Below are 23,432 nucleotides of genomic sequence, written 5' to 3'. Positions count from 1 at the left end.
CGACGGCGAGGCCGCGCTCAGTTTGCGCACGGCCGAGCGAATGCCGACGCCTAGTGCGGCTGCACAGCGACGAGGTGTGTCTGTGCCTCGCCCGTCGCGAATTCCGCCACCGCCTGCTCGTGCGCCTGATCCTGTGCGGTGAGCCGCACCTGATGCTGATGCATATGCTCGGCCCACGATCGCACCACGAAAGCCTCCACGTACCGGTCGATTTCGCCGACATCGCGGTACAGCCGCCACTCCATCGCACCCGTCCGCTGCATGGATCGGCCGACGTAGGCCATCGCGGCGAGGAAATCGTCGATGCGGTCCTCCGGCACGTCGTAGCGGCGCATCACCAGCACCGGGCCGTCGGACGGATCCGGTTCGACGGCGAGTTCCGGATCCGGCCAGAACGGCGTCGGCGTCAGATCGACCTCCTCGGCGTTGTGCCGGATCTTCAGCCACAGCGTGCTCACCGCGCAGCCCCCCAGCAGCACCGCGGCGGCGAGCAGCGCGCGCACCGGACCGAACGCACCCGCCACCAGACCCCAGATCAGCGATCCGACCGCCTGACCCGCCATGAACACCAGCAGATACACCGACAACCCGCGCGCACGCACCCACGCGGGCAGCAAGAGCTGCACCGTCGAATTCAGCGTCGACATGGACAGCATCCAGGCCAGTCCGGCGCCGACCAGCAGCGCCAGCACCACCGGCAGATTGGGTACGACGGCGACGCCCGCGCTGGCGACGCCGAAGATCACCGCCGCGGCGGCGAGCCGCTGGGTCGGGGTGAGCAGCACTCGAATCCGGGACAGCGACAGCGCGCCGCACACCGCGCCGACACCGAGCGCGCCGAGCATCAGACCGTAACCCGACGAGGTGAGGCCGAGCTGGTCGCGGGCGATCACCGGCAGCAGCGCCCACACCGCGCTACCCGGGCCGACGAACAGGATCGTGCGATACAGCACCTTCCTGATCGCCGGCGCCGAGCGGACGAATCGGGTGCCCGCCTGCACCGCGGCCAGCGGCCGCTCGCTGGGCAGTTTGCGTTTCTTCGGCGGGCGGCGCCAGATCGCCAGCACCGCGACGATGCCGCCGAACGAGATCGCGTTCAAGATGAACACCAGCGTCGGCCCGAACAGCGAGACCAGCACACCGGCCAGTGCGGGCCCCACCGCGCGGCCGATATTGAAATTCATGCTGCCGAGCGCGGATGCCGCCGGAATCTGTTCGCGCGCAACCAGTTCCGGTTGGATCGCCTGCCAAGCCGGTGCGGTGAGCGCCTGACCGCAGCCGAGCAGGAAGAGCAGTGTCAGCAGTACGGCCGGGGTGGTGTGCCCGGTCGCGGTGAATACCGCCAGCACCGCGGCGAGCACTGCCATCGTCGACTGCGCGCTCAGCAGCAGCCTGCGCCGGTCGACCAGGTCGGCGATCACGCCGGACGGTATCGCCAGCATCATGACCGGCAGGGTGAGCGCGGTTTGCACGAAGGAAACCAGCGCGGCGGCGTTCGGTTCGTCCACCAGGATCCATTGCGCGCCGACCGTCTGCATCCAGGTGCCGAGGTTCGAGACCAGTTGCGCGATCCACAGCGCCCGGTAGATTCGCGACCGCATCGGCGCCCAGGTGGAAATGGTCGGGGTCGATGCGGTCACGGTGCTCATTACCCTGAGCTTAGTGCCGCTGATCCGCTCATCCGACGTCTCCGGCGATCGTGATCGGGTTCACCGCGATCCGGGCCGCGGTCTCCGCGTCGGGTGGGAATTCCCGTGCCCACAGCACCCATTCGGCCCGCAGCCCGGGGAGGGTGACCTGCGGCTGATCCACCGGGGAGAGCAGGCGGCCGGACCAGTCCATCTCGACCGGTTCATCGGCGAAACCCATTGTGTAGCACAGGTAGTCGTTCCATCCGGCATAGGATGTGGACAGCGTCAGCCGGTCCGGCGCGTCGAGTGCGAGCAGCCACCGCCCGTGCGCCCAATCCTGGTCGCTCAGCAAGAGATTCGCGGTCAGGCGCAGCGGACTCCGCCACGTCCAGCACCAAATCGGCGGCGCCCCAGCCGAATCGATCCCGCGCCGAGCCATCTCGGCGACCACCGCCCGATACGCCGGGCCGTAATCGCCCGGCGCAGTTGCCCATTCGGCCAGGTACTCCCCCTCGGCGTGGAGCGCGGCAACCACCTCGGGCGCCTGCAACGTCCACAATCGCACTTGCACATGATCGGCCGCCGCACGCTGCCGCGGCAAGCTCGCACTCGGCCCGGCAGTCCGGATGCGTGCCGGGCCCGCGGCGGAGGGTGGTCAGGAATCCTTGAACTCCGGGTTGGTGCCGATCACACCGCCGGGGAGGGTTTTCGGTTGTTCGCCGAGGAGTTCGTCGGTGTTCTCCTGGTTGATGAGCCAGTCGGGGATTTTGTGCTCGGAATCCTCGTCGCCCTTGCCCTTTCCGGCCGCGCCGGGCATGCCGCCGAACGCGCCCTGGGCGCCGGTCGCGCCGCGGGCGGCGGCTGCCGCTTGATTGGCGGCGGCCGCGGTGCCCGCCAGGCCGGGCAGGCTTTGGCGCGGAGCCGCGGTCTTCGGGGTGTTGCCGGGGGTGCTCGGGACTCCCGGGGTGCTGCGGGGCAGGCCGGGGGTGCTCGGGATGGGCGTGCTGGGGTTGAGGCCCGTCGGGTTCGTCTTGGTCGGATCGAGTCCGGTCGGGGTGGTCGGTTGCTTGGGGCTCGGGTTTGTCGAGGTCGGATTGGTGGAGGTCGGGTTCGTTCCGGTCGGCTGCCCGGTCTTGGGCTCGGTGCCCGGCTGGTCCTTGTTCTTGTCCTTATCTTTGCCGGTGTCTTTGCCGGTGTCGTCGCCGCCCGGTTTCACGCCGGGAACGCCATTGCCCGGAACGCCATTGCCGGGGACACCGTTGCCCGGAACGCCGGACTGCCAGTCCCATCCGCCGGGCGGGGCCTGCGGGATATCGACCGGGTTCGTCGGATTATTCGGCGTGGGGAACACCGGGATTTTGGCGTCGATGACGCCCATGGGCTTCACGAAGTCCTTCTCCATGGCCTCGCGAGCCTCTTGCAGTTTCTCCGACTTCTCGCCGTTCTTGCCCCAGCTGAAGGGGTTGTACCAGTGCTGGTCACCCTCCACCAGACCCGGAATCCCGCTCTTTGTCATGCCGACAGCGGCCGATGCCTCCTCGACCCGGGATTGCATCTCCGAAATCGGGCCGCTCAATTCATGGGCGTTCTTGACGTAATTGCGAATCGCATCCATCGCCAGCGGCGCGGCTTTTCCGCCGGACCATGCGTCCGAGATCGATTTCTGGATCGAGCGGTTGAAGGTTTCCAGCCCCTGCTCCCACATTTGCCAGAGTTGACCATACTTCTGGCTCGCGGGGGCCGCGTTTTCCGGCTTCTGCACCTCGAAGGTGTGCAGGATCTCCTTGTGACTCCAGTTATTCGGGTTCTCACCGCCGCTCGGGATACCCGGTGCCTCGTATGCGTTCATTTCGGCCTCGATGAGAGATCAGGGGCTTTGACCTGCGGACGTGTGTCTGGTACGTCCTTCTTGCTGTTGAATGCGGCTGCGAATTCGGCGTCGGACTGGACGAGGCGGTCTCGGACTATGCGGTGGGCTTCTTGGATATCTTCGACGATCTGGAGGTGCTGGTCCAGTATCTTGTAAATGCTATTCGGGTCGTCCTGCGCCTTTTTCCGAAAGCGATTGACAACGGTTTCCCCCGAGACCAACGTACGAAGGTCGACCTGGCAGTACATGGGGGATTCTCCACAGCCCCAAGCCTGCTGGCTTGCAATATCTTGCGCGACTGTTTGCATGTCTTTAATTGTCCTTTTGAAGGATTCGCAGTCGCGATCGATATTGATGAAATCGTCAGCCGATAGCCTTATCGTCAGATTTCCATCCTTCACCTCTTTGAGTAGGTTGGCCATTGGCCGAGGTGATTGAGTTGCATCGTCGCTCATTTGTTTCCCTCCCGACGTAGATGACGATCAGGCTCCGGCCGGTATCATCGGAGCAATCTTGTCCGCTAAAGATTTCGCGATGTCGCACGAGTCGAGCTTGCCGGTGTCTTTCCTGCTGGGCGGATTGTTTACATTGATGTCGAGGCTACCGCCCTTCATCTCCACATCCACTGTGCACGAATCTTTGATATTGGGGCCTAGAAACTGACGGGAAGAGATCGCTCGTCGCCCATCGACCGTCAACTCTTTGGTTTCTGGGAACTGTTTAGCCCGCACCATATCCACCGTGAGATTGGTCGTCCTGATATATCCGCCGTAGCCATCATCGGTCCGCAGATACCGACAGCCGCGTAATTTGAGTCCGCCGCCGAGGTCCGACTCATCTGGGCCGCGATTCTCGAGCTTCTCGGAATCCAGGAAACTCTGTGGGAGATTACAACCATCGAAGCCGGTCGGCACGTCCGTAGCAGGACCTGTCGATGAGGGCGTTTTGGTGCTACTCGACGGCTCGGCGGTACCGCCCGTAGACGACCCGCATCCCGCGAGGACGCAGACAACTCCTACGGCGAAGACGGTCAAACACAACGACTTCGGCCTGCTCGTCATCGATTCCCCATAAGCCGGTGCGCACGCTACCCCAGGACCGGACCGGCCTCTCCGCCCCCTGAAGCGTCTGACAGTTCCTGCGACGTTACCGGTGGCTCCATTGGGCTCGCAAGCAGACCTCCACCCCGCCGGACGAGGGCCGATCGGGACCAACGCCACCGTCCACCCTCAGAGGCGTAGCCGACCCAAGGGAGCCGTCCCGCAGCAGCCCGACATATATGTCGTCGTCCAACTCTGAGCGACAAATCCCGAGTGGACCGACATTGTCGCTCAAAGTTAGACGACAACTACCCATCCGGTCAGACCGCCACTACCGCAATCACCGATCCGAGGGACAACGCGAGAGCGATCCACTGTCAGCAGTCAGCCGGAATGGGCTCTGGCGCAGTTTCAGTGACGGATGTGCTGGTCGGACAACAGGACTCGTCGTCCGAGGAGGTCAAATTCGGCACGCCCGTACATGGTTCTCTTGATCATTTTGATGCTTGCCTTCGACAGCGCCGCTGGACCATTCCAGGGTGAGTCCGTTTCGGACGGCGTCGTAGTCGCTGAGCGGCGAAGCTGGCCAGTTGGCTGATGCCGCTGGATTCGGCGGTGGCGATCCAGAAGTCGAGATGCCTGCCGCCACGCTCACGGGCCATTCCGGCAAAGTCGCCGACGAGCCTGTTGACCTCGCGCAACGTATCTCAGCGGCCGAGAATCTCCTGTAGCCGGGCGGTTTCGTCGTTGGCGAGTTCGGCGGCCGGACGCATCACCCACCCCGTAACGTCGCGAGGCGTGGGTGGTTCCACCTTCACGGCGGTGACCGCAGGCACGGCAAGACGCCAGCTCGTTGTCGTAGACGACTCCGCGGCCGTCGGGGAGGTAGCCGCGCCGGACATAGAGACGTTGCGCAGGCCCGTAGTCGGCAGACAAACCGACCCCAAGCCGTCTTCATTTTCCGCGTGAGTCCGTGGCTTGCGCCGATTGTGAAAGTTGACGGGCAAGCAGCCCCAGCAGGATTGCCACAACCACGCATACGACCACGCGATGCACCAGATCGGCGCCGGTTGGCCTGTCGAACAGGAATAGGTAGATGGAACAGGCCGCCAATGCGCCCGCATAGCAGGCCAGGCGATGCCAATCGTCGAATCCGGGTCGGCTCAGCCATACCCGTATCAGCAGCACACTGCCCGTGAGCAGGAGAAGGTACCAGAGCAACACCCCTGCGGTCGGCAGAGCATCGTCGATGGAGTAGCCGGTACCCATCCATGCCGCGGAACCGGCCAGCGCGACCAGGCCCGCAAACGCCGCGCCCGGCGCAGGCGCAGCGACCGATTCGGCGCGCCCGCGCAGCGCTGTCGTGCTCCACCACCCCGCCGCCAGCAGCGCCGCCGCCACAACTGCCACACCGAGAACGGACACGCGCCGGATGTGCCCGTGGGCATAGTAGCGGTGCGACCAGTCGGCCCACGTGAATCCCCACAACGCAACGGAACCCAGTGCCAGAACAGCCCCCCAGGCCACCATTCCGGTACGCCGCAACCACGGTTGGCTGCGTCGATCACGGAACACCAACTCGGTCAACAGAATTGGCAAAGTGATCGCCCACACCGCAGTGAATACGACCTTCCCGGCCGCGGTGGTCCAGAGAACGCCGAGTGCCGCGTAGCGCAGATCGTAGGGATCGAAGAGACCGTGCTGCAGCCAATCCTGCCCCAGCAAGCCGTACTCGAACGCCCCATAACCGGCCCCGAACAACATCAGGGATGGCCAGCCACCGCCGCGGCGGCGCACGACCTCCCGAATCAGCAGCGGGGCGGAACCGCAGAGAATTAATCCCATGAGCACCTCGGGCAGCGCAGTCCACATCTCCGGGGCGGGACCATACAGAATTAATCCCGTGAGCAGGTCGGACAGCGTGATCCACCGCTGCGACCCCAAGGGCATCATCTCCGAAACAACAGTCGAAACCGCCACCAGAACGACCACCGGCCACCCGCTGGCATTGCGCTGGTTTGTCTGCGGTTGGTCACCGGGCGTGGAATGGGTGAACGGTTGGTCTGTCATCACGGCCTAACGTAGGTGCGCACGGGTTTTCGGTCCGCTCGTACGGACCGCTAGGTCTGATCGAGAGCTGTGCGTGGCCCGTTACCTGCTCGCGTAATTTTTCGATCATTTCGTCGCTCACGATCATGAAACGGCCAATCGGCCTGCGTCGCTTGGGGCTCCAACGGCGTTGGGTTCCGGAGTACTTCGATATCGCTGGACGCACGCGCGGCGAGGAGTAGGGCCGCTACCAGCAGGGCCGCGCCGACCAGTGCGAGGGGGCGCAGGCGGTCGCCGAGGATGACGGCGGCGAGGATGGTGCCGGTGAGCGGTTCCAGCAGGGCCATGGCCGCGGTGGTTCCGGGGCCTGCGGCGGGCAGGCCGTGGAAGTACAGCGAGTAGGCGGCGGCGGTCGGGAAGAGGCCGAGTGCCAGTAGCAGGGCGATGCTGGTCGGTGTAACGACGAAAGTGAGGCCGGTGCTCGCGGCCAAGGGGGCGAGGAGCACCGCGCCGCCGGTGAAACCGAGCGCGGTAGTGGTCATCGGTTCGAGACCGTCGATGGGATTCGCGCTGATCAGCGTCATGGTGGCGAAGCCTGCGGCGGCAGCGGCGGCCAGCGCGGCGCCGAGCAGCAGTCCGGCGGCCGAGCCCGTGGCCGGGCCGCCGACCAGCAGCGTCAGACCGGACAGGGCGAGACCGATCGTGACGACACGGCGGCGGTCCAGTGCCCGCCTGCCGGTGAGCTGTTCCAGTACCGCGACGAATACCGGTGACATTCCGATCGTGATCAGGGTCGCCAGGCTCACCGACGATGCGGCCACCGCGCCGAAGTAGCACATCTGGAACCAGCCCGCGAGTGCGGCGATCGCACCGATTCTGCGCCACGCCAACCGATTTCGAGGCATCGGCCGCCTGGTGACGATCAACATCACGATCAGTAGCAGACCTCCGGCACCGAGTCGGCACGCGGCGACCGCGATCGGGGCGAGGCCGGTGGCCCGGCCGAGCAGCGCACCGAGCAAACCGCCGGTGCCCCAGAGGATTCCGGCCGCGACAAGGGATATGAGCCCGGAACGCCGGGCCGTCGACACAACTGTGGACATGAAAAGTTCGCGCTCCTGCGATGGGACCGCGACGCCGGCGCCGGGCCGGATGGCCGCATCGGGCCATCACGAATCACCCGCGGACGTCGCGGATCGGATCAATGATCGAGATCGCGGAAGCGAGGTGCACCGAAAGTACGCGAAACAGGCACGAACGCCAACACACAGCCAGAGCCGAGGCAGGAAGTACGCCTGAAGAGCACGCTCACCAATCGCGGTGGCGCGCTACCCAATACACCTCGCTCAGGAGGCCGGGGGCGGAGTGATCGGAAAGAGTCGATGCACGGACCCGATACTACTGCCCGCCGCCAATCGCCGCACCGCGGGATGGTCACTCCCTTTATGCTCGAATCCGGATCGGCCGGTACGCACCCGCCGCGTCGCTGAAAGGACTTCTGCCCCATGACCATCGACGTCTGGGCCCAACATCCCACCGCCCACTTCCTGGCGCAGGATATGTTCGCGTCGCTGCGGCGCTGGACCGGCGGTGCGATTCCGGAGGGTGAAATCCCCCTGTCGGTCACCATCGCCGCACTCGACGCGGGCGGTGTCGACAAGGCGTTGATCTCGGCATGGCATGGGCCGCAAGGGGTGCTGATCTCCAACGACGAGGTGGCCGCGTGGGTCGCCGAGGCGCCGGATCGGTTGGCCGGGATCGCATCGGTGGACCTGCGCGATCCGATGGCGGGCATCCGGGAACTGCGCCGCCGCGTGCTGGACGACGGTTTCAAGGGGCTGCGGGTGCTGCCCTGGCTGTGGGAGACGCCGCCGACGGACCGGCGTTTCTATCCGCTGTTCGCGGCCTGCGTCGAATTGGGGGTGCCGTTCTGCACCCAGGTCGGGCACACCGGCCCGCTGCGCCCGTCCGAAACCGGAAGGCCCATCCCGTATATCGATCAGATCGCGATCGATTTCCCGGAGCTGACCATCGTCTGCGGACATGTCGGCTACCCGTGGACCGAGGAGATGATCGCGGTGGCGCGCAAACATCCGAACGTCGTCATCGATACCTCCGCCTACACCACGAAACGCCTTCCGCCGGAACTGATCTCGTATCTGAAATCGGGTAGCGGACGGCACAAGGTGCTGTTCGGCACGAACTTTCCGATGATCGTGCCGCAGCACGCGCTGGCGGGCCTGGACGAACTCGGCTTGGACGACGAGGTGCGCGAACTCTACCTGGACGGCAACGCCCGCCGCGTCTTCAAACTCTAGAAACGTTACCGCTCAATGCCTTTGGCGGCGACATAGGTGCCGAGCAGATCCTCGATCAGCTCCAGCACCGAATCGTCCATCGCCGGATCGGGTATCACGCCGCGCACCACCGCCTGCCCCGAGAACAGGTGCAGCACAAGGAAGAACAGCGGCCGCCGCACCCGTTCGGGGAACCGTTCCAGCACGGCGGTCCGCTCCACCTCCGCGACGATCTCGGCATAGTAACTCTCGATGGATGGCGCGATCCTGGCGCGCAATTCGGCATCCGAGCGCGCCGCCAGATAGATCTCGCGCAGCGCGTGCGTGATGTTGTCGGCCTGCGCCGACCGCAGGAACCGCAGCGCGGCATCGATCGAATTCCCTTGGTCGCCAAGCTGTTCCATCACCATCCGGAATCCGGCGGTCTGCCGGGTCAGCACCTCGCCGACGGTGCGCACGATGAGGTCCAGCCTGCTGTCGAACTGGCGGAACATCGCGCCGACGGAAAGTCCGGCGCGCCCGCAGATCTCCTGCACGGTCGCATGCTGATAGCCGACCTCGCCGATGGCCGCGATGGTGGCGTCGACCAGTTTGGCGACGGTCGCGGCCCGGCGTTCCTGCTGGGTGCGGCGCGGGCGATGGGCGGGTTCGGCGGTCATGGCTGACCATCCTGCCGGGTGGCCGGGCAGGCCGATCGAAGTGGTGGACGTGATCGTTGACACATTGCCGCACAACACCTTACAGTCTGCGACGTCAGTTAGGAAATGTTTGCTCTCTTTTTGGCCCGATGAGGAGCTCCACCATGACCGTGCCGCGTCGGCGTAAACGCACCGGAATCGGCTACACCTGCCTGGCTGTCACCGCGGGACTGACCGTCGCGGTCACCCCGGCCGTCGGCACGGTAGCCGCGGCCGATCCGGTCCCCGTGCAACCGCCACTCCCCTTCCCGCAGCCGCCCGCGCCGCCGTATCTGGATCCCGCGTTCTACCAACCGGATCCGGCCCGGGTCGCCGCGGCGCAACCGGGCGAGATCCTGGCGGCCCGCCAGGTGAATCTGGCCAACCTGTGGCTGATTCCGCTGAACGTCCGCGCCTGGCAGCTCTCCTACCGCAGCACCAACACCCGCGGCGAGGCGATACCGGCGGTCGCCACCCTGATCGTGCCGTACCGGCCGGCGCCGACCGATCAGCGCGCACTGGTCTCCTTCCAGATGGCCGAGGATTCGCTCTCGCAGAACTGCGCACCCTCGTACACACTGCAGATGGGTTCGCTGCCGAATCCGCTGAATCCGGTGATGGAGGCGGAGTTCGTCGAGGTGCAGGCCATGCTGCAGCTCGGGCACGCCGTCGTCATCCCCGATCATCAGGGGCCGAATGCCGCGTACGCCGTCGGCCCGCTCGGCGGCCGGATCACCCTGGACGGCATCCGCGCCGCCGAAAACTTCGAGCCCGCAGGGCTTTCCGGCCCCGCGACCCGGGCGGCCATGTGGGGTTACTCCGGCGGCGCCATACCCACGGCGCACGCTGCTGAGCTACAACCCGAGTACGCGCCGGAGCTGAACCTGGTCGGCTCGGCGACCGGCGGACTGCTCGCCGATATCCGCACCGCCATCGACTACAACAACGGCACCTCCACCTTCGGCGGCGCGGTGCTCGGCGGATTGTTCGGCGTCGCAAGGGAATACCCGCAGGTCGACCAGTTCATCCAGCGGTATATGAATCCGCTCGGCAAGGCCGTCCGGGTGGTGCATGAAGGACAGTGCGTCGCACTGCAATTCGCCGGATTCCCATTCGTCAACATCAAGGGACTCTTCGATTATCCCGGCGATCCGATGCAGGCGCCGGAAATGCAGCCGGTGCTCGACGAATTGACCCTCGGCAACCGCGGCACCCCCACCGCCCCGCTCTACATCTACGAGGCCCCGCTCGACGAAGTGATGCCGATCAACGCCGTCGACAAGACCTACGACACCTACTGCAAGGACCCCAACGCCCGGGTCTTCTACACCCGCGACCTGCTGAGCGAACACGGCAGCGCCGCCTTCACCGGCACCGCATCGGCCGCCATCTGGCTCAATGACCGCCTCAACGGCATACCCGCCCCTGCGGGCTGCCACAATCGCGACGTGCCGACCGAACTGCTCGATCCGGGCGCGCTCGCCGCCTTCGCCAACACCATCGGGCAAACCCTCGCCTCGGCATTCGGCCTGCCGGTCTGAGACGTGTCTACCGGGCCGAAACGCGCGAGGTCAGTACCATTCGCGGCATGTCGGCTAACTTTCTGCGGTTCGGCCCGGTCGTCCTGTTGGCGCTATGCGCGCTCACCGCGTGTTCGCGCGGCGGCTCCGGATCGGCGAATCCCGAGCCGACACCAATGGGCCGCACCTTCGTCTCCACCGGCGTCGACGGCACGCCGATACCGGGCGGCGGCCCGCTCACCGTCACCTTCAAGGACGGGCGGATCTCCGCGAGCGCGGGCTGCAACACCCATTCCGGCGCGGTCGCGCTCGACGATCACAAGGTGCACGTCACCGGTTTGGCCAGCACGCTCATGGCCTGCCCCGGCGACCGCGACGGCGCGGACGAATGGTTGAGCGGACTGCTGAATTCGCACCCGTCCTGGCGGCTCGACAATGCGACGCTGGTGCTGAAGACCGACAATCGCACCATCACCCTGCTGGACAAGAAGGTCGCCGCGCCCGATAAACCGTTACAGGGCACCACCTGGATCGTCACCGCGCTGATCACCCCCGACGCGCTCATCCGCTCCCAGGCCATCGACGAGGTGAAGCCGACACTCACCATCGGACAGGACGGCGCGGTCTCCGGCACCGCGGGCTGCAACCGGCTCATCGGACATGCCGATATCTCCGGCTCCGACATCACATTTCAGGTGGGCACCACCAAGATGATGTGTTCCCCGGAGGTGATGGAGGTCGAGCGGGATGTGCTGAAGGCCTTGGATGGCAAGACATCCGCCACCGTCGACGCGGACGAACTCACCCTCCGCAACACCAACGGCAACGGTCTGACCTTGCAGGCCGAACAGTAAAGCCCGGCAGCATCCCGAAAGGTGCTGCCGGGCTTCGCTTTCGGAGCCCGAGGCTCAGAGCATCGGACCACCGGCGGCGATCGCGGAAAGGGTGGCGAATTCGTCGCCCTTGAGCGATGCCCCGCCGACCAGCGCGCCGTCGATATCGGTCTGCGCGACCAGCTCGCCGACGTTCTTCGCGTTCACCGAGCCGCCGTACAGCACCCGGACGTTCGCGGCGACCTCGGCGGAGGCCAGCTGCGCCAGCTCGGCGCGGATCGCACCGCACACCTCCTGCGCGTCGGCGGGCGTGGCGACCTTGCCGGTGCCGATCGCCCAGACCGGCTCGTAGGCGATGACGACCTTCGAAATCTCTTCCGCCGTCAGGCCTTTGAGCGAACCGCGCAGCTGTTCCAGGTTGTATTCGACGTGGGTCCGCGCCTCGCGGACGTTCAGCCCCTCGCCGATGCAGACGATCGGCGTGATGCCGTATTTCAGCGCCTGCTTGGCCTTGGCCAGCACGGTGGCGTCGTCCTCGTTGTGGTACTGCCGCCGCTCCGAGTGGCCGACAACCACATAGCTGCAACCCAGCTTGGCCAGCATCGAGCCGCTGATCTCGCCGGTGTACGCGCCCTCGTCGTGCGTCGAAACATCCTGCGCGCCATAGGTGATGAGCAGTTTGTCGCCCTCGACCAAGGTCTGCACGCTGCGCAGGTCGGTGAACGGCGGGACGACCGTGACGTCGACCCGGTCGAAATACTTCTCCGGCAATGCGAAGGCGATCTTCTGCACCAGGGCCAGCGCCTCGAGGTGGTTCAGATTCATCTTCCAGTTGCCCGCGATGAGCGGTTTACGTGCCACGGATCAGTCCTCCAACACCGCGATGCCCGGCAGTTCCTTACCCTCGAGGTATTCGAGGGAGGCGCCGCCACCGGTGGAGATGTGGGTGAAACCGTCCTCGGGGAGGCCGAGCGCGCGCACGGCCGCGGCCGAATCGCCGCCGCCGACAACGGTGTACGCGCCCTTGCCGGTCGCCGTCACGATCGCCTCGGCGACCCCGCGGGTGCCCGCGGCGAACTTCTCGAACTCGAATACGCCCATCGGGCCGTTCCAGAAGATGGTCTTCGCCTCGGTGAGCAGCGCCGCGAACCGGTCCACCGATTCGGGACCGACGTCGAGGCCGAGCCAGCCGTCCGGAATCTCGTTGGCGGGCACCACCTTCGACTCGGCGTCGGCGGAGAACTTGTCCGCGACAACGATATCCCTCGGCAGGTGGATCACATCGCCGTAGCGCTCCAGCAGATCCTTGCAGGTGTCGATCATCTCCTGCTGCAGCAGCGAGGAGCCGACCGAAAGGCCCTGTGCCGCAAGGAAGGTGAAGCACATGCCGCCGCCGATCACCAGCGTGTCGACCTTCGGCGCCAGCGATTCGATGACCGCGAGCTTGTCCGAAACCTTCGATCCGCCGAGCACCACCGCGTACGGCCGCTCAGGATCGGTCGTCAGCGTGCGCAGCACCTCCACCTCGGCCGCGACCAGATTGCCCGCGTAGTGCGGCAGCAGCTTGGCCACGTCGTACACCGAGGCCTGCTTGCGGTGCACCACGCCGAAGCCGTCGGAGACGAAAGCGCCGTCCTCGCCGACCAATTCGACGAGCGCACGCGCCAGCTTGCCGCGCTCGGCCTCGTCCTTGCTGGTCTCGCGCGGATCGAAGCGAATGTTCTCCAGCAGCAGCACATCGCCGTCGGTGAGGCCCTCGGAGCGGGCCAGCGCGTCCTGGCCGACCACATCACCGGCGAGCTGGACGTTGCGGCCCAGTTCCTCGGCCAGCCGCGCGGCGACCGGCGCCAGCGAGTACTTCGGGTCCGGCGCGCCGTCGGGGCGGCCGAGATGTGCCGTGACGACCACCTTCGCACCGGCCTCGACCAGCGTCTTGATGGTCGGCACCGAGGCGATGATCCGGCCCGGGTCGGTGATCGTGCCGTTATCGAGGGGGACGTTCAGGTCGGAGCGCACGAGTACGCCCCGACCCTCGACACCCTCGGACAGCAGATCCTGAAGTGTCTTGACCGCCATGCTTACAGCGACTTGCCGACGAGGCCGATGAGGTCGGCGAGGCGGTTCGAGTAGCCCCACTCGTTGTCGTACCAGGAGTACACCTTCACCTGGTCGTCGATGACCTTGGTCAGCGGCGCGTCGAAGATCGAGGAGTGCGGATCGGTGACGATATCGCTGGAGACGATCGGATCCACGTTGTACTTCAGGATGCCCTTCAGCGGACCCTCGGCCGCGGCCTTGAACGCGGCGTTGATCTCCTCGACGGTCGCCTTCTTCGCCAGGTCGGCGGTCAGGTCGGTGATCGAGCCGGTGGGGACCGGCACGCGCAGCGAGTAGCCGTCGAGCTTGCCGTTCAGCTCGGGCAGCACCAGGCCGATGGCCTTGGCCGCACCGGTGCTGGTCGGCACGATGTTCAGCGCGGCGGCGCGGGCGCGGCGCAGATCCTTGTGCGGGCCGTCCTGCAGGTTCTGATCCTGGGTGTAGGCGTGGATCGTGGTCATCAGGCCCTTGACGATGCCGAATTCGTCGTTCAGCACCTTGGCCAGCGGGCCGAGGCAGTTGGTGGTGCAGGAGGCGTTGGAGATGATGTTCTGGCTGCCGTCGTACTTGTCGTCGTTGACGCCCATCACGATGGTGATGTCCTCGCCCTTGGCCGGCGCGGAGATGACGACCTTCTTGGCGCCCGCGGCGATGTGCCCCTTGGCCTTGGTGGCGTCGGTGAAGATACCGGTGGATTCGACGACCACGTCGACGCCGAGGTCGCCCCACGGCAGGGCGGCCGGGCCTTCCTTGATGGCCAGCGCCTTGATCCGCTGCTCGCCGACGACGATGGTGTCGTCGCCGTCCAGCGACACGTCCTGCGGCAGGCGGCCGAGGATCGAGTCGTACTTGAGCAGGGTGGCCAGTGTCGCGTTGTCGGTGAGGTCGTTGACCGCGACGATCTCGATATCGGTGGTGCCGAGCGCCTTCTGCGCCTCCACCGCCCGGAAGAAGTTACGTCCGATACGACCGAAGCCGTTGATGCCTACCCGGACAGTCACGTTATCGCTCCTCAGCTTTCCAGCGGATCATTCCGATGCATCACTCACACTAGTGCCCGGGCGCGACCTCTCCGACACGCACCTCGCCTTAGTGAGGCCTCGATGCCTGGTCAGACGCCCAGTGCCGATGCGGGCCCGCGGCGGCCCACCATGGGGTGATTTGTCCGTTTCTGCCGGAAACCTCAGCACGCCAAGGACTTTCGGATCAATCACCGGATGGCTCCGAAATAGCGAGACCGGTCGGATTCACCGCCGTGACGCGGGAAATGCAATGCCGCACATGGCCGCCCGGAATCGGGCAGTACGGACAATCTGTCGCAATCAGCGCAGGTCCGTTGCGACGATGGTGGCCATATTGCGCTCGGCAAGCGCGGTGATGGTGACGAACGGATTCACCCCGACGCTGCCGGGAACGAGCGAACCGTCGACGACGTAGAGGCCCGGATATCCGTTCAGCCGACCGTAGTCGTCGGTGGCCGCGCCGAGCAGGCATCCGCCGAGCGGGTGGTAGCAGAAGTCGTCGCCCCAGATCTTGTACGGCCCGAACAGATCCGTCCGATAGGTGGTCCAGGCCGCGCTGTTGATCTTGTCGAAAACCCGCTTCGCGGCGTCGATCGACGGCTGGGCCTGCGCCGCCGTCCAATCGAGGCCGACCTTGCCGGTACCGGTATCGAAGGTGAACTTCGCCCGGTTCGGATTCTTGGTGATCGCCAGATACAGGCTGATCCACAGTTCGGTGCCCGCCGGAAACGGCGCGATCTCCGCGAAAACCGGACCCGCCGGATCGTCCCAGTTATCGATGCCCATCGCCGGAATGGCCGACTGGTCGGCACCCGTCAACGCCGAATTCGCCCGCGCGACCATCACATTGCCGTTGTTACCCCATCCGGCGCCGACGGCGTCGCTCAGATTCGGCAATTTGCCCGTCGCCTTCATCGCCACCAACAGTTTGCTGGTGCCGACGCTGCCCGCCGCGAAGAACACCCGGTCGGCGGTCACGGATTTCGTCGCCACCGTCGCACCCGAGGTGTCGATCTGCGTCATCGTGACGGTGTAACCACTCCCCTGCGCCGGAACCACGCCGGTGACGGTGTGCAGCGGGGAAATGGTGAGTTTTCCGGTGCGGGCCGCGTCGGCCAGATAAGTCTTGTCCAGGCTCTTCTTGCCGTAGTTGTTGCCGTAGATCACCTCACTGGCCAACGCCGATTTGGTCGCGGTTCCGGCCGCCTCCCGCTTCATATAGTCGAAGTCGTAGACGTTCGGCACGAATGTGGTCGCGAATCCGGCCACCTCGGCGTCGTCGCGGCCGACCCGCGCGAACTGATACCAGTCGGTGCTCTCGAACCACGCGCTGTCCATGGTGTTCACCCCGAGCGCGGCCGTCGCACGCGGAAAATAGGTGCCGTACATTTCGTCGGAATTCACCGAAGGCAGGATCTGCTCGAAGTACGAACGCTTCGGAATCACGGCCATACCGCCATTGACCAGCGAGCCGCCGCCGACACCGCGCCCCTGATATATCCGCATGGCACCGAAATTCTCCGAATCCAGCACTCCCGCATAGGATTCGATGTCTTTGTTGACATCGCCGCCGAGAAACCAGCCGACGGGTTGGTCGGTGCGGGTGCGGAACCAGAACGACCGACGGTCGGGCTGCAACATGCAGCAGAAAATCTTGCCGTCGGAGCCCGGCGTCGTCCAACTCTGCCCCATCTCGACGATATGGGTGTCGATCCCGGCCTGAGTCAGCCGCAATGCCGCGACCGCACCGCCGTACCCGCTGCCGATGATCAGCGCCGGTACGTGCGCCCCCGGCGGGATATCCGCATGCGCTGCCGCCAGCCGACGAGCCGAGAGTGCTAGCGCCGCTAGGGTGACACCTGTTCCTGCTATGAATCGACGGCGATTGAATGCGGTGTATCCGCTTGTCCTGTGGACGTTTTCGTTATTCATTTGAGGTTCCCACTAACTGCTAATGAGAACCTGTTATACAGGCCGGGGTAGGGGTCTAGGGGTGGGCGTCTGGGTAAATGTCTCCCCAGACGCGGCCACATCGCGCCGCCGAACCGGACGGTTGTCAGGGCTGATCGGACTAATCGGTACGCCGAGCAAATGGTCGCGCCGCTACGACGGCTGAATCGCCCGAGGTGGGTGCGCGGTACGTCGGCGAGCGGCGTTCCGGTTCCCCGCCTCGGATGGCGTTGTTCCCGCGTAGGTTTCAGGTTCTCGCGCAAGCAATAGCTTGTGCGGGGAGCCAATTGCTGCGCGCGAACCCGTTACCTACGTGTTCAAAGGTGAATCCGGGCTGATCTCCGCACTGGCGCTGCGGCATCCGGCCTGAGCGGACAAAACCACGCGATTTCCGCCGGATTTCCGCCTATTCGCGCTGATTTTGTCCGCTCAGGCCGAAATCGCCCCGGCCTTGAACGGAACCGGGGCGCGAACCGGACAACGAATTGCCCAGCCGCGCCCCGGCTTTCACGACATCCCGGCCAACCGATCCCGACCGGACCGCTCGCAAACCCCTACGCCTCGTCCAACAACTCCGCGGTCACCGCCGACTCCGTATCCGGAACCCCCAGTTCCTTCGCGCGCCGGTCGGCCATCGACAGCAGTCGCCGAATCCTTCCCGCCACAGCGTCTTTCGTCATCGGCGGGTCGGCGAGTTGGCCGAGTTCCTCCAGTGACGCCTGCCGGTGTTGGACGCGCAACTTGCCCGCGGCGGCCAAATGGTCCGGCACGTCTTCGCCGAGGATTTCCAGCGCGCGCTCCACCCTGGCGGCCGCGGCGACCGCGGCCCGTGCGGAACGGCGCAGGTTCGCGTCGTCGAAGTTGGCGAGCCGGTTGGCCGTCGCCCGCACCTCGCGGCGCATGCGGCGGTCCTCCCAGGTCAAGCGGGTGCCGTGGGCGCCCATCCTGGTGAGCAGGGCGCCGATGGCCTCGCCGTCGCGCACCACGACGCGGTCGGTGCCACGCACCTCACGCGCCTTGGCGGTGATGCCGAGCCGCCGGGCCGCGCCGACGAGCGCGAGCGCCGCCTCCGGGCCGGGGCAACTCACCTCCAGTGCCGACGAACGTCCGGGTTCGGTGAGCGAACCGTGCGCCAAAAACGCACCGCGCCAAGCGGCTTCGGCGTCGGCGATGCTGCCGCCGACCACCTGGGCGGGCAGCCCGCGCACCGGCCGCCCACGCACGTCCAGCAGACCGGTCTGCCGGGCGAGCGCCTCCCCCTCCTTGGATACACGCACCACGTAGCGGGAGGTCTTGCGCAGACCGCCCGCGCCGAGCACGTGTACATCGGAGCCATAGCCGTATAGCTCGAAGATCTCCCGACGCAGCCGCCGTGCGATGGAACCCATGTCCACCTCGGCCTCGACGATCACTCGGCCGCCGACGATGTGCAGGCCGCCCGCGAACCGCAGCAGCGCGGACAGTTCCGCCTTGCGAGAACTCACCTGCGATACGGTGAGCCTGCTCAGCTCGTCTTTCACATCGGCTGTCATCGCCACGAGACGCGCTCCTTTCCACCCAACCCGGAACGCACATCCTGACCCATGTGCCGTCCCTCGACTCGAAGCCCTGCCATGTGTGGCCGAGGTTGCCGGATCAGTTGATCCAGTGCGGCGGCAAGCTTTCCGGGATGATGCCGGGCCGTACCCGCTTCGGCGACATCGGAGAAGGTTACTCGCGCCCGCAACTGTTCGGCAGCCCTGGCCACATGTTCTCTTTCGCGTCCCTCCGGCACCGACCCGGAATCGACCAGTACGTCGTCGACCGCGAATTCCGGTGCGTGCTGGGACAATACATGCAGGTGTCGTTCGGCGGAGAACCCCGCCGTCTCGCCGGGTTCCGCGGCCAGATTCAGCACGAGCACCTTGCGTGCCCTGGTATACACCAGCGCGTCGCGCAGTTCCGGCACCAGGACGTGCGGGATCACGCTGGTGAACCACGAACCTGGGCCGAGCACGACGACATCCGCGTGCTCGATCGCCGAGGTGGCCTCGGGACTGGCCGGCGGATCGGACGGAATCAGCCGCACACGCCGCACCTTGCCCGGCGTCGTCGCCACCGCAACCTGACCGCGAATGCAGCGGCTCACGCGAGGATCGGCCTCCAGCCCGGACACATCCGCCTCTATATCCAGGGCGATGGGCGACATCGGGAGTACGCGTCCGGTGATCCGCAACATCTTGGCGACCTCGTCGAGCGCGGCGACCGGATCGCCGAGCACCTCGGTGAGCCCGGCCAGAATCAGATTGCCGACCGAATGGCCCGCCAGCGCGCCGGTGCCGCCGAAGCGATGCTGCACCGTCGTCGTCCAGACGCCTTCCGAATCCGCGGCGAGCGCGGCCAGCGCCATCCGTAGATCGCCGGGCGGTAGCACGCCGAGTTCGGCGCGCAATCTGCCGGATGAGCCGCCGTCGTCGGCAACCGTAACCACCGCAACGATTTTCCGCGTCAACCGGCGCACCGCGGTGAGCGTGGCGTACAGCCCGTGCCCACCACCGAGTGCGACGATGGCGGGATTCGCTTCCCAGCCGGTCATTCGCGCCCCAGATCCCGGTGGACCACCCGCACCACATCGACGACGCCCTCGCCGATATCCGCGCCGATCAATTCACCGAGCGCCTCGGCGATCGCCACGCTGCGATGTCTGCCTCCGGTGCAGCCGACTGCCACCGTCATGTATCGCTTCCCCTCTTGGCGGTACCCGCTCGTCGTCAGGTCGACCAGGTGATGCGCGGTACGCAGATAGTCGTCCGCGCCGGTGCGGGACAATACGTACTCGCTGACCACCGACTCCTGACCGGTATGTTCCCGAAGTTCCGGAATCCAATGCGGATTCGGTAGAAAACGCACATCCAACACCATGTCGGCGTCCAAGGGAACTCCGTGTTTGAAACCGAATGATTGGATGGTCAGCTGCAGCGCGGCAGGTGCGCCGCCGCCGTACGCCTCCTCCAATTTCCGGTGCAGCTGATGGATGGACAGTTCGGTGGTATCGATGACCAGATCGGCCGCCTTGCGCACGGCGGACAGGCGCACCCGTTCGGCGGCGATGCCGGCGACCAGCGTGCCGTCGGCGCTCTCGCTCTGCAGCGGATGCCTGCGCCGGGCGAAACCGTAGCGTTTCACCAGTACGTCGTCGGACGCCTCCAGGAACAGGACGCGCGTCGAGACGCCCTGTGCGCGCAACTGTTCGGTGACCACCGAGAAATCACCGGTGAAGAAGCGGCTGCGCACATCCATCACCAGCGCGAGCCGCCGGATCGGCGGTTCGGTGGCGGCGCCGAGTTCGATCAGCCTGCCGATCAGCTCCGGTGGCAGATTGTCGGTGACGTACCAGCCGAGATCCTCCAGCACCCTGGCCGCCGTGCCGCGACCCGCACCGGAGAGCCCGGTCACGATCACCACTTCGACCTGCGAGTTCAGTCCACCTCCCGGGGTGGTCGGGCGCGGACTTCCCGCACTTTTGTTCGATTCGACGCGTGTCATGTCCTACCGGATCCGTGTCTGAGGTGCCTCTCGATCATCCCGCACCGGTTCCGGTATCGGGCGCAGACACACAACGTACGCGAAACCGAAACCTCAGGTGCGCCGATAGGCGAAGCCACTGCCGAATTGCTTCGCCTCATTCACCGTGTAGCGCGGCGAGCACGGCCTTCGCCGTTGCCACGCCGATGCCGGGCACCTCGATGATCTGCTCCACCGTCGCCTCCTTCAGCTTCGCGACCGAACCGAAATGCGTGACGAGCGCGGTCCGGCGGGTCGCGCCGAGGCCGGGCACCGAATCCAGTGCGGACGCGGTCATCCGGCGCGATCGTTTGCTGCGGTGGAAGGTGATGGCGAAACGATGCGCCTCGTCGCGCACCCGCTGCAACAGGAAAAGCGCCTCGCTGTTGCGCGGCATGATCACCGGATCGCTTTCGCCCGGCACCCACACCTCTTCGAGTCGCTTCGCCAGGCCGATCACGGCGACATCGGTGATGCCGAGTTCGTCGAGCACCTCCGCGGCGGCGGCGACCTGCGGGGCGCCGCCGTCCACCACATACAGATTCGGCGGGTAGGCGAATTTACGCGGCCGCCCGGTGCGCGGATCGATACCGGGGCGCGAGGTGAGTTCCGCGGTGTCAGCACCGGATTCGATGGTGTCGCCCGCGGATTCGGCGAGTTCGGCGGCCTCCAGCGCGTCGCGGTCGCGGCGCAGCCGCAGGAATCGGCGGCGGGTCACCTCCGCGATGCTCGCGACATCGTCGGAGCGGCCGTCGCCCGCGGCCTCCTTGATGGCGTAGTGCCGGTATTCGGACTTGCGCGGCAACCCGTCCTCGAACACCACCAGCGAGGCGACCACATCGGTGCCCTGCACGTGGCTGATATCGACGCATTCGATGCGCAGCGGCGCGCTGTCCAGCTCCAGCGCGTCCTGAATGTCTTGCAGCGCGGCCGATCTGGAGGTGAGGTCGCCCGCCCGCTTGAGTTTGTGCTGCGCCAGCGCCTCCAGCGCGTTGCGCTGCACGGTTTCGGCGAGCGCCTTCTTGTCCCCGCGCTGCGGCACCCGCAGCTGCACCGCCGAACCGCGCAACGCCGAAAGCCACTGCTGGACCTGTTCGGCGTCGGCGGGCAGCTCCGGCACCAGCACCTCGCGCGGAACGACGGTCGCGGGCTGCTCATCGGCGCTCTGTACGGCCACCGCGACCTGTTCGCCGTAGAACTGGGTGAGGAACTGTTCGACCAGCGCGGGCAGTTCGCCACCCGCCTCCGGATCGTCGACGGCGTCACCGGATTTGTCCACCACCCAGCCGCGCTGCCCGCGCACCCGGCCGTCGCGGACGTGGAAGATCTGCACCGCCACCTCCAATTCGTCGGTGGCGAAGGCGATTACGTCGGCATCGGTGCCGGTGCCGAGCACGACGGCCTGCTTCTCCAGCGCCCGGCGCAGCGCCTGCACATCGTCGCGCAGCCGGGCCGCGGTCTCGAAATCGAGATCGTCGGCGGCTTCGTGCATGCGCCGCTCCAGCTCACGCACCATGCGATCGGTGCGCCCGGCCAGGAAGTCGCAGAAATCCTCGACGATGCGGCGATGCTCCTCGGCGGACACCCGGCCGATGCACGGCGCCGAACACTTATCGATATAGCCGAGCAGGCACGGCCGCCCGATCTGGCTGTGCCGCTTGAAGACTCCGTTGGAACAGGTGCGCGCCGGGAAGACGCGCAGCAGCAGATCGAGGGTTTCCCTGATCGCCCAGGCATGCGCGTACGGGCCGAAGTATCGCACGCCCTTCTTGCGCGCCCCGCGATAGACGAACAGCCGCGGATACTCCTCGTTCAGGGTGACCGCGAGCACCGGATACGACTTGTCGTCGCGATACCGGACGTTGAACCGGGGATCGAACTCCTTGATCCAGTTGTATTCCAGCTGCAGCGCCTCCACCTCGGTGGAGACGACGGTCCATTCGACGCTGGCCGCGGTGGTCACCATCTGCCTGGTGCGCGGATGCAACCCGGCCACATCGGCGAAATACGAGTTCAGCCTGCTGCGCAGGCTCTTCGCCTTACCGACGTAGATGACCTGCCGATGCGCGTCGCGGAACTTGTACACGCCGGGTTCGACCGGAATCGTGCCCGGCTTGGGCCGGTACGTCGCTGGATCTGCCACCCGTCCAGACTAGTGCGGCGGTCCGACAAGCCTTCCGGCTCAGCCGGTTCGGCCGGTGAGTCCGTGCGCGCGCAGCGCCCGCAGCAGGCCGTCGGGTCGCTCAGCGGTCGGCAGCGGGTCGACGAGCGCGAAGGCGCAGCCGAGCGCGGTCGCGCCGCCGTCGGCCTCGGCGCTGTCGCCGACCATGAGGGCGGCCTCCGGATCGACGGCGAGCTTGTCGAGGGCGGCGCGGAAGATGCGCGGATCCGGTTTCACCGCACCGAGTTCGAACGAGAGCGCGAACATCCGCACCAGCGAATCCCAGCCGCGGGCCGCGAAGGCCGGTCGGATGTCGAATGCGATATTGCTCACGATGCCGACCGGAATGTCCTGCGCCGCAAGCAGTTCCAAGGTCTCGCCGAGATCCGGATACGGCTTCCAGGAATTCGGATCGATGGAGCGCCGATAGAGCCGCTCCGCCTGCTCCAGCGAAGGAACACCGGACTTACGCAACACCTGTATATAGGCATGCCGGTGCAGTTCCGGATCGAGATCCCGGTTCTCCCAGGCATATTGGCCGCGCTCGTCGAATTCGACCAGTTGGCCGACCGGCGTGGTCATCCGGCGCATCAGCTCGGCCTTCTCGTGCAGATCGAAGGCGCGGCCGTCGGCCGCCGTCATATCCACGTCCCAGGATTCGTCCTCCTCCAATCGGAATACCGTGCCGGAGAAGTCGAATAGCACCGCCTCGATCGTCACGCGGCCAGCGTACCGAAAGTCA

21 protein-coding genes are annotated in these 23,432 nt (G+C 66.1%); 3 read left to right on the top strand and 18 right to left on the bottom strand.

The genetic code is table 11. The annotated features are described in order from the left end of the window. Positions 1-50: 50 nt before the first annotated feature. From LGY53_RS15950 to LGY53_RS15920, 8 genes are all read right to left on the bottom strand, one after another. Positions 51-1,649 carry an MFS transporter gene (locus tag LGY53_RS15950; RefSeq protein ID WP_225727453.1) on the bottom strand — a complete coding sequence of 533 codons (1,599 nt, stop codon included), beginning with the start codon at positions 1,647-1,649 and terminating at the stop codon, positions 51-53. Positions 1,650-1,677: 28 nt separating this feature from the next. Further along, positions 1,678-2,196 carry a hypothetical protein gene (locus tag LGY53_RS15945; protein WP_225727452.1) on the bottom strand — a complete coding sequence of 173 codons (519 nt, stop codon included), beginning with the start codon at positions 2,194-2,196 and terminating at the stop codon, positions 1,678-1,680. A gap of 90 nt (positions 2,197-2,286) precedes the next feature. After that, positions 2,287-3,480 carry a hypothetical protein gene (locus LGY53_RS15940; RefSeq protein ID WP_225727451.1) on the bottom strand — a complete coding sequence of 398 codons (1,194 nt, stop codon included), beginning with the start codon at positions 3,478-3,480 and terminating at the stop codon, positions 2,287-2,289. After that, positions 3,477-3,956 (bottom strand): hypothetical protein, encoded by a 480-nt coding sequence (locus tag LGY53_RS15935; protein WP_225727450.1) that lies wholly within the window; start codon positions 3,954-3,956, stop codon positions 3,477-3,479. The genes LGY53_RS15940 and LGY53_RS15935 overlap by 4 nt, the downstream gene beginning before the upstream one ends. Positions 3,957-3,983: 27 nt before the next feature. Beyond that, a complete protein-coding gene (locus LGY53_RS15930; RefSeq protein ID WP_225727449.1) occupies positions 3,984-4,562 on the bottom strand; it encodes a DUF3558 domain-containing protein in 579 nt (192 codons plus the stop codon). Positions 4,563-5,248: 686 nt separating this feature from the next. Beyond that, positions 5,249-5,377, bottom strand: coding sequence for a hypothetical protein (locus tag LGY53_RS43620; protein ID WP_255663407.1), 129 nt, complete (start codon positions 5,375-5,377; stop codon positions 5,249-5,251). A 118-nt stretch (positions 5,378-5,495) separates the two neighbouring features. After that, positions 5,496-6,611, bottom strand: coding sequence for a hypothetical protein (locus LGY53_RS15925; RefSeq protein WP_225727448.1), 1,116 nt, complete (start codon positions 6,609-6,611; stop codon positions 5,496-5,498). 50 nt (positions 6,612-6,661) lie between these two features. Further along, positions 6,662-7,693, bottom strand: a complete 1,032-nt coding sequence (locus tag LGY53_RS15920; RefSeq protein WP_225727447.1) for a DMT family transporter — start codon at positions 7,691-7,693, stop codon at positions 6,662-6,664. A 402-nt stretch (positions 7,694-8,095) separates the two neighbouring features. Between LGY53_RS15920 and LGY53_RS15915 the strand changes: the two genes are divergently transcribed. Further along, positions 8,096-8,908: an amidohydrolase family protein gene (locus LGY53_RS15915; RefSeq protein WP_225727446.1), complete on the top strand. Its 813-nt coding sequence runs from the start codon at positions 8,096-8,098 to the stop codon at positions 8,906-8,908. A 5-nt stretch (positions 8,909-8,913) separates the two neighbouring features. On the opposite strand, the gene LGY53_RS15910 is transcribed toward LGY53_RS15915, so the two are convergent. After that, a complete protein-coding gene (locus tag LGY53_RS15910; protein ID WP_225727445.1) occupies positions 8,914-9,546 on the bottom strand; it encodes a TetR/AcrR family transcriptional regulator in 633 nt (210 codons plus the stop codon). Positions 9,547-9,689: 143 nt separating this feature from the next. On the opposite strand from LGY53_RS15910, the gene LGY53_RS15905 reads away from it, so the two are divergent. Next, a complete protein-coding gene (locus tag LGY53_RS15905; protein WP_225727444.1) occupies positions 9,690-11,105 on the top strand; it encodes a lipase family protein in 1,416 nt (471 codons plus the stop codon). 47 nt (positions 11,106-11,152) lie between these two features. After that, positions 11,153-11,938: an META domain-containing protein gene (locus LGY53_RS15900; protein ID WP_225727443.1), complete on the top strand. Its 786-nt coding sequence runs from the start codon at positions 11,153-11,155 to the stop codon at positions 11,936-11,938. Positions 11,939-11,992: 54 nt separating this feature from the next. Here the strand turns inward: LGY53_RS15900 and tpiA are convergent, their stop codons facing one another. From tpiA to LGY53_RS15855, 9 genes are all read right to left on the bottom strand, one after another. Next, complete coding sequence (tpiA, locus tag LGY53_RS15895; protein ID WP_225727442.1) at positions 11,993-12,778, bottom strand: triose-phosphate isomerase; 786 nt, start codon at positions 12,776-12,778, stop codon at positions 11,993-11,995. A gap of 3 nt (positions 12,779-12,781) precedes the next feature. Then, entirely contained in the window at positions 12,782-13,993 is a 1,212-nt protein-coding gene (pgk, locus tag LGY53_RS15890; protein ID WP_167475943.1) for a phosphoglycerate kinase, read from the bottom strand. A 2-nt stretch (positions 13,994-13,995) separates the two neighbouring features. Continuing rightward, complete coding sequence (gene gap, locus LGY53_RS15885; protein ID WP_167475944.1) at positions 13,996-15,015, bottom strand: type I glyceraldehyde-3-phosphate dehydrogenase; 1,020 nt, start codon at positions 15,013-15,015, stop codon at positions 13,996-13,998. 321 nt (positions 15,016-15,336) lie between these two features. Next, on the bottom strand, positions 15,337-16,968 hold the full coding sequence (locus LGY53_RS15880) for a GMC oxidoreductase (RefSeq protein WP_225727441.1): 1,632 nt from the start codon (positions 16,966-16,968) through the stop codon (positions 15,337-15,339). Positions 16,969-17,540: 572 nt separating this feature from the next. Continuing rightward, the gene (whiA, locus tag LGY53_RS15875) at positions 17,541-18,518 is read right to left on the bottom strand and encodes a DNA-binding protein WhiA (protein WP_174867631.1); all 978 of its coding nucleotides are present in this window, start codon (positions 18,516-18,518) and stop codon (positions 17,541-17,543) included. After that, entirely contained in the window at positions 18,515-19,561 is a 1,047-nt protein-coding gene (yvcK, locus tag LGY53_RS15870) for a uridine diphosphate-N-acetylglucosamine-binding protein YvcK (RefSeq protein ID WP_225727440.1), read from the bottom strand. The genes whiA and yvcK overlap by 4 nt, the downstream gene beginning before the upstream one ends. After that, positions 19,558-20,511: an RNase adapter RapZ gene (gene rapZ, locus LGY53_RS15865; RefSeq protein WP_225727439.1), complete on the bottom strand. Its 954-nt coding sequence runs from the start codon at positions 20,509-20,511 to the stop codon at positions 19,558-19,560. The genes yvcK and rapZ overlap by 4 nt, the downstream gene beginning before the upstream one ends. A 136-nt stretch (positions 20,512-20,647) precedes the next feature. After that, positions 20,648-22,672, bottom strand: a complete 2,025-nt coding sequence (gene uvrC / locus LGY53_RS15860; RefSeq protein WP_225727438.1) for an excinuclease ABC subunit UvrC — start codon at positions 22,670-22,672, stop codon at positions 20,648-20,650. Between the two features lie 39 nt (positions 22,673-22,711). Beyond that, positions 22,712-23,410 (bottom strand): HAD family hydrolase, encoded by a 699-nt coding sequence (locus LGY53_RS15855; protein ID WP_225727437.1) that lies wholly within the window; start codon positions 23,408-23,410, stop codon positions 22,712-22,714. Between the last annotated feature and the right edge of the window lie 22 nt (positions 23,411-23,432).

The organism is Nocardia sp. JCM 34519.1 (genome assembly GCF_020361265.1).
Taxonomy (GTDB): domain Bacteria; phylum Actinomycetota; class Actinomycetes; order Mycobacteriales; family Mycobacteriaceae; genus Nocardia; species Nocardia arthritidis_A.
Note: the sequence above shows the minus strand (reverse complement) of the source record. Positions and strands in the feature narration are given on the sequence as shown.

Excerpts from the sequence above, each read along its gene's own strand:
- LGY53_RS15935 (WP_225727450.1), bottom strand. The coding sequence starts at position 3,956 with ATGAGCGACGATGCAACTCAATCACCTCGGCCAATGGCCAACCTACTC.
- whiA (WP_174867631.1), bottom strand. The coding sequence starts at position 18,518 with ATGACAGCCGATGTGAAAGACGAGCTGAGCAGGCTCACCGTATCGCAG.
- LGY53_RS15940 (WP_225727451.1), bottom strand. The coding sequence starts at position 3,480 with ATGAACGCATACGAGGCACCGGGTATCCCGAGCGGCGGTGAGAACCCG.
- LGY53_RS15950 (WP_225727453.1), bottom strand. The coding sequence starts at position 1,649 with ATGAGCACCGTGACCGCATCGACCCCGACCATTTCCACCTGGGCGCCG.
- LGY53_RS15930 (WP_225727449.1), bottom strand. The coding sequence starts at position 4,562 with ATGACGAGCAGGCCGAAGTCGTTGTGTTTGACCGTCTTCGCCGTAGGA.
- LGY53_RS15920 (WP_225727447.1), bottom strand. The coding sequence starts at position 7,693 with ATGTCCACAGTTGTGTCGACGGCCCGGCGTTCCGGGCTCATATCCCTT.
- LGY53_RS15910 (WP_225727445.1), bottom strand. The coding sequence starts at position 9,546 with ATGACCGCCGAACCCGCCCATCGCCCGCGCCGCACCCAGCAGGAACGC.
- LGY53_RS15915 (WP_225727446.1), top strand. The coding sequence starts at position 8,096 with ATGACCATCGACGTCTGGGCCCAACATCCCACCGCCCACTTCCTGGCG.
- LGY53_RS15880 (WP_225727441.1), bottom strand. The coding sequence starts at position 16,968 with ATGAATAACGAAAACGTCCACAGGACAAGCGGATACACCGCATTCAAT.
- LGY53_RS15905 (WP_225727444.1), top strand. The coding sequence starts at position 9,690 with ATGACCGTGCCGCGTCGGCGTAAACGCACCGGAATCGGCTACACCTGC.
- LGY53_RS15900 (WP_225727443.1), top strand. The coding sequence starts at position 11,153 with ATGTCGGCTAACTTTCTGCGGTTCGGCCCGGTCGTCCTGTTGGCGCTA.
- LGY53_RS15925 (WP_225727448.1), bottom strand. The coding sequence starts at position 6,611 with ATGACAGACCAACCGTTCACCCATTCCACGCCCGGTGACCAACCGCAG.
- yvcK (WP_225727440.1), bottom strand. The coding sequence starts at position 19,561 with ATGACCGGCTGGGAAGCGAATCCCGCCATCGTCGCACTCGGTGGTGGG.
- pgk (WP_167475943.1), bottom strand. The coding sequence starts at position 13,993 with ATGGCGGTCAAGACACTTCAGGATCTGCTGTCCGAGGGTGTCGAGGGT.
- rapZ (WP_225727439.1), bottom strand. The coding sequence starts at position 20,511 with ATGACACGCGTCGAATCGAACAAAAGTGCGGGAAGTCCGCGCCCGACC.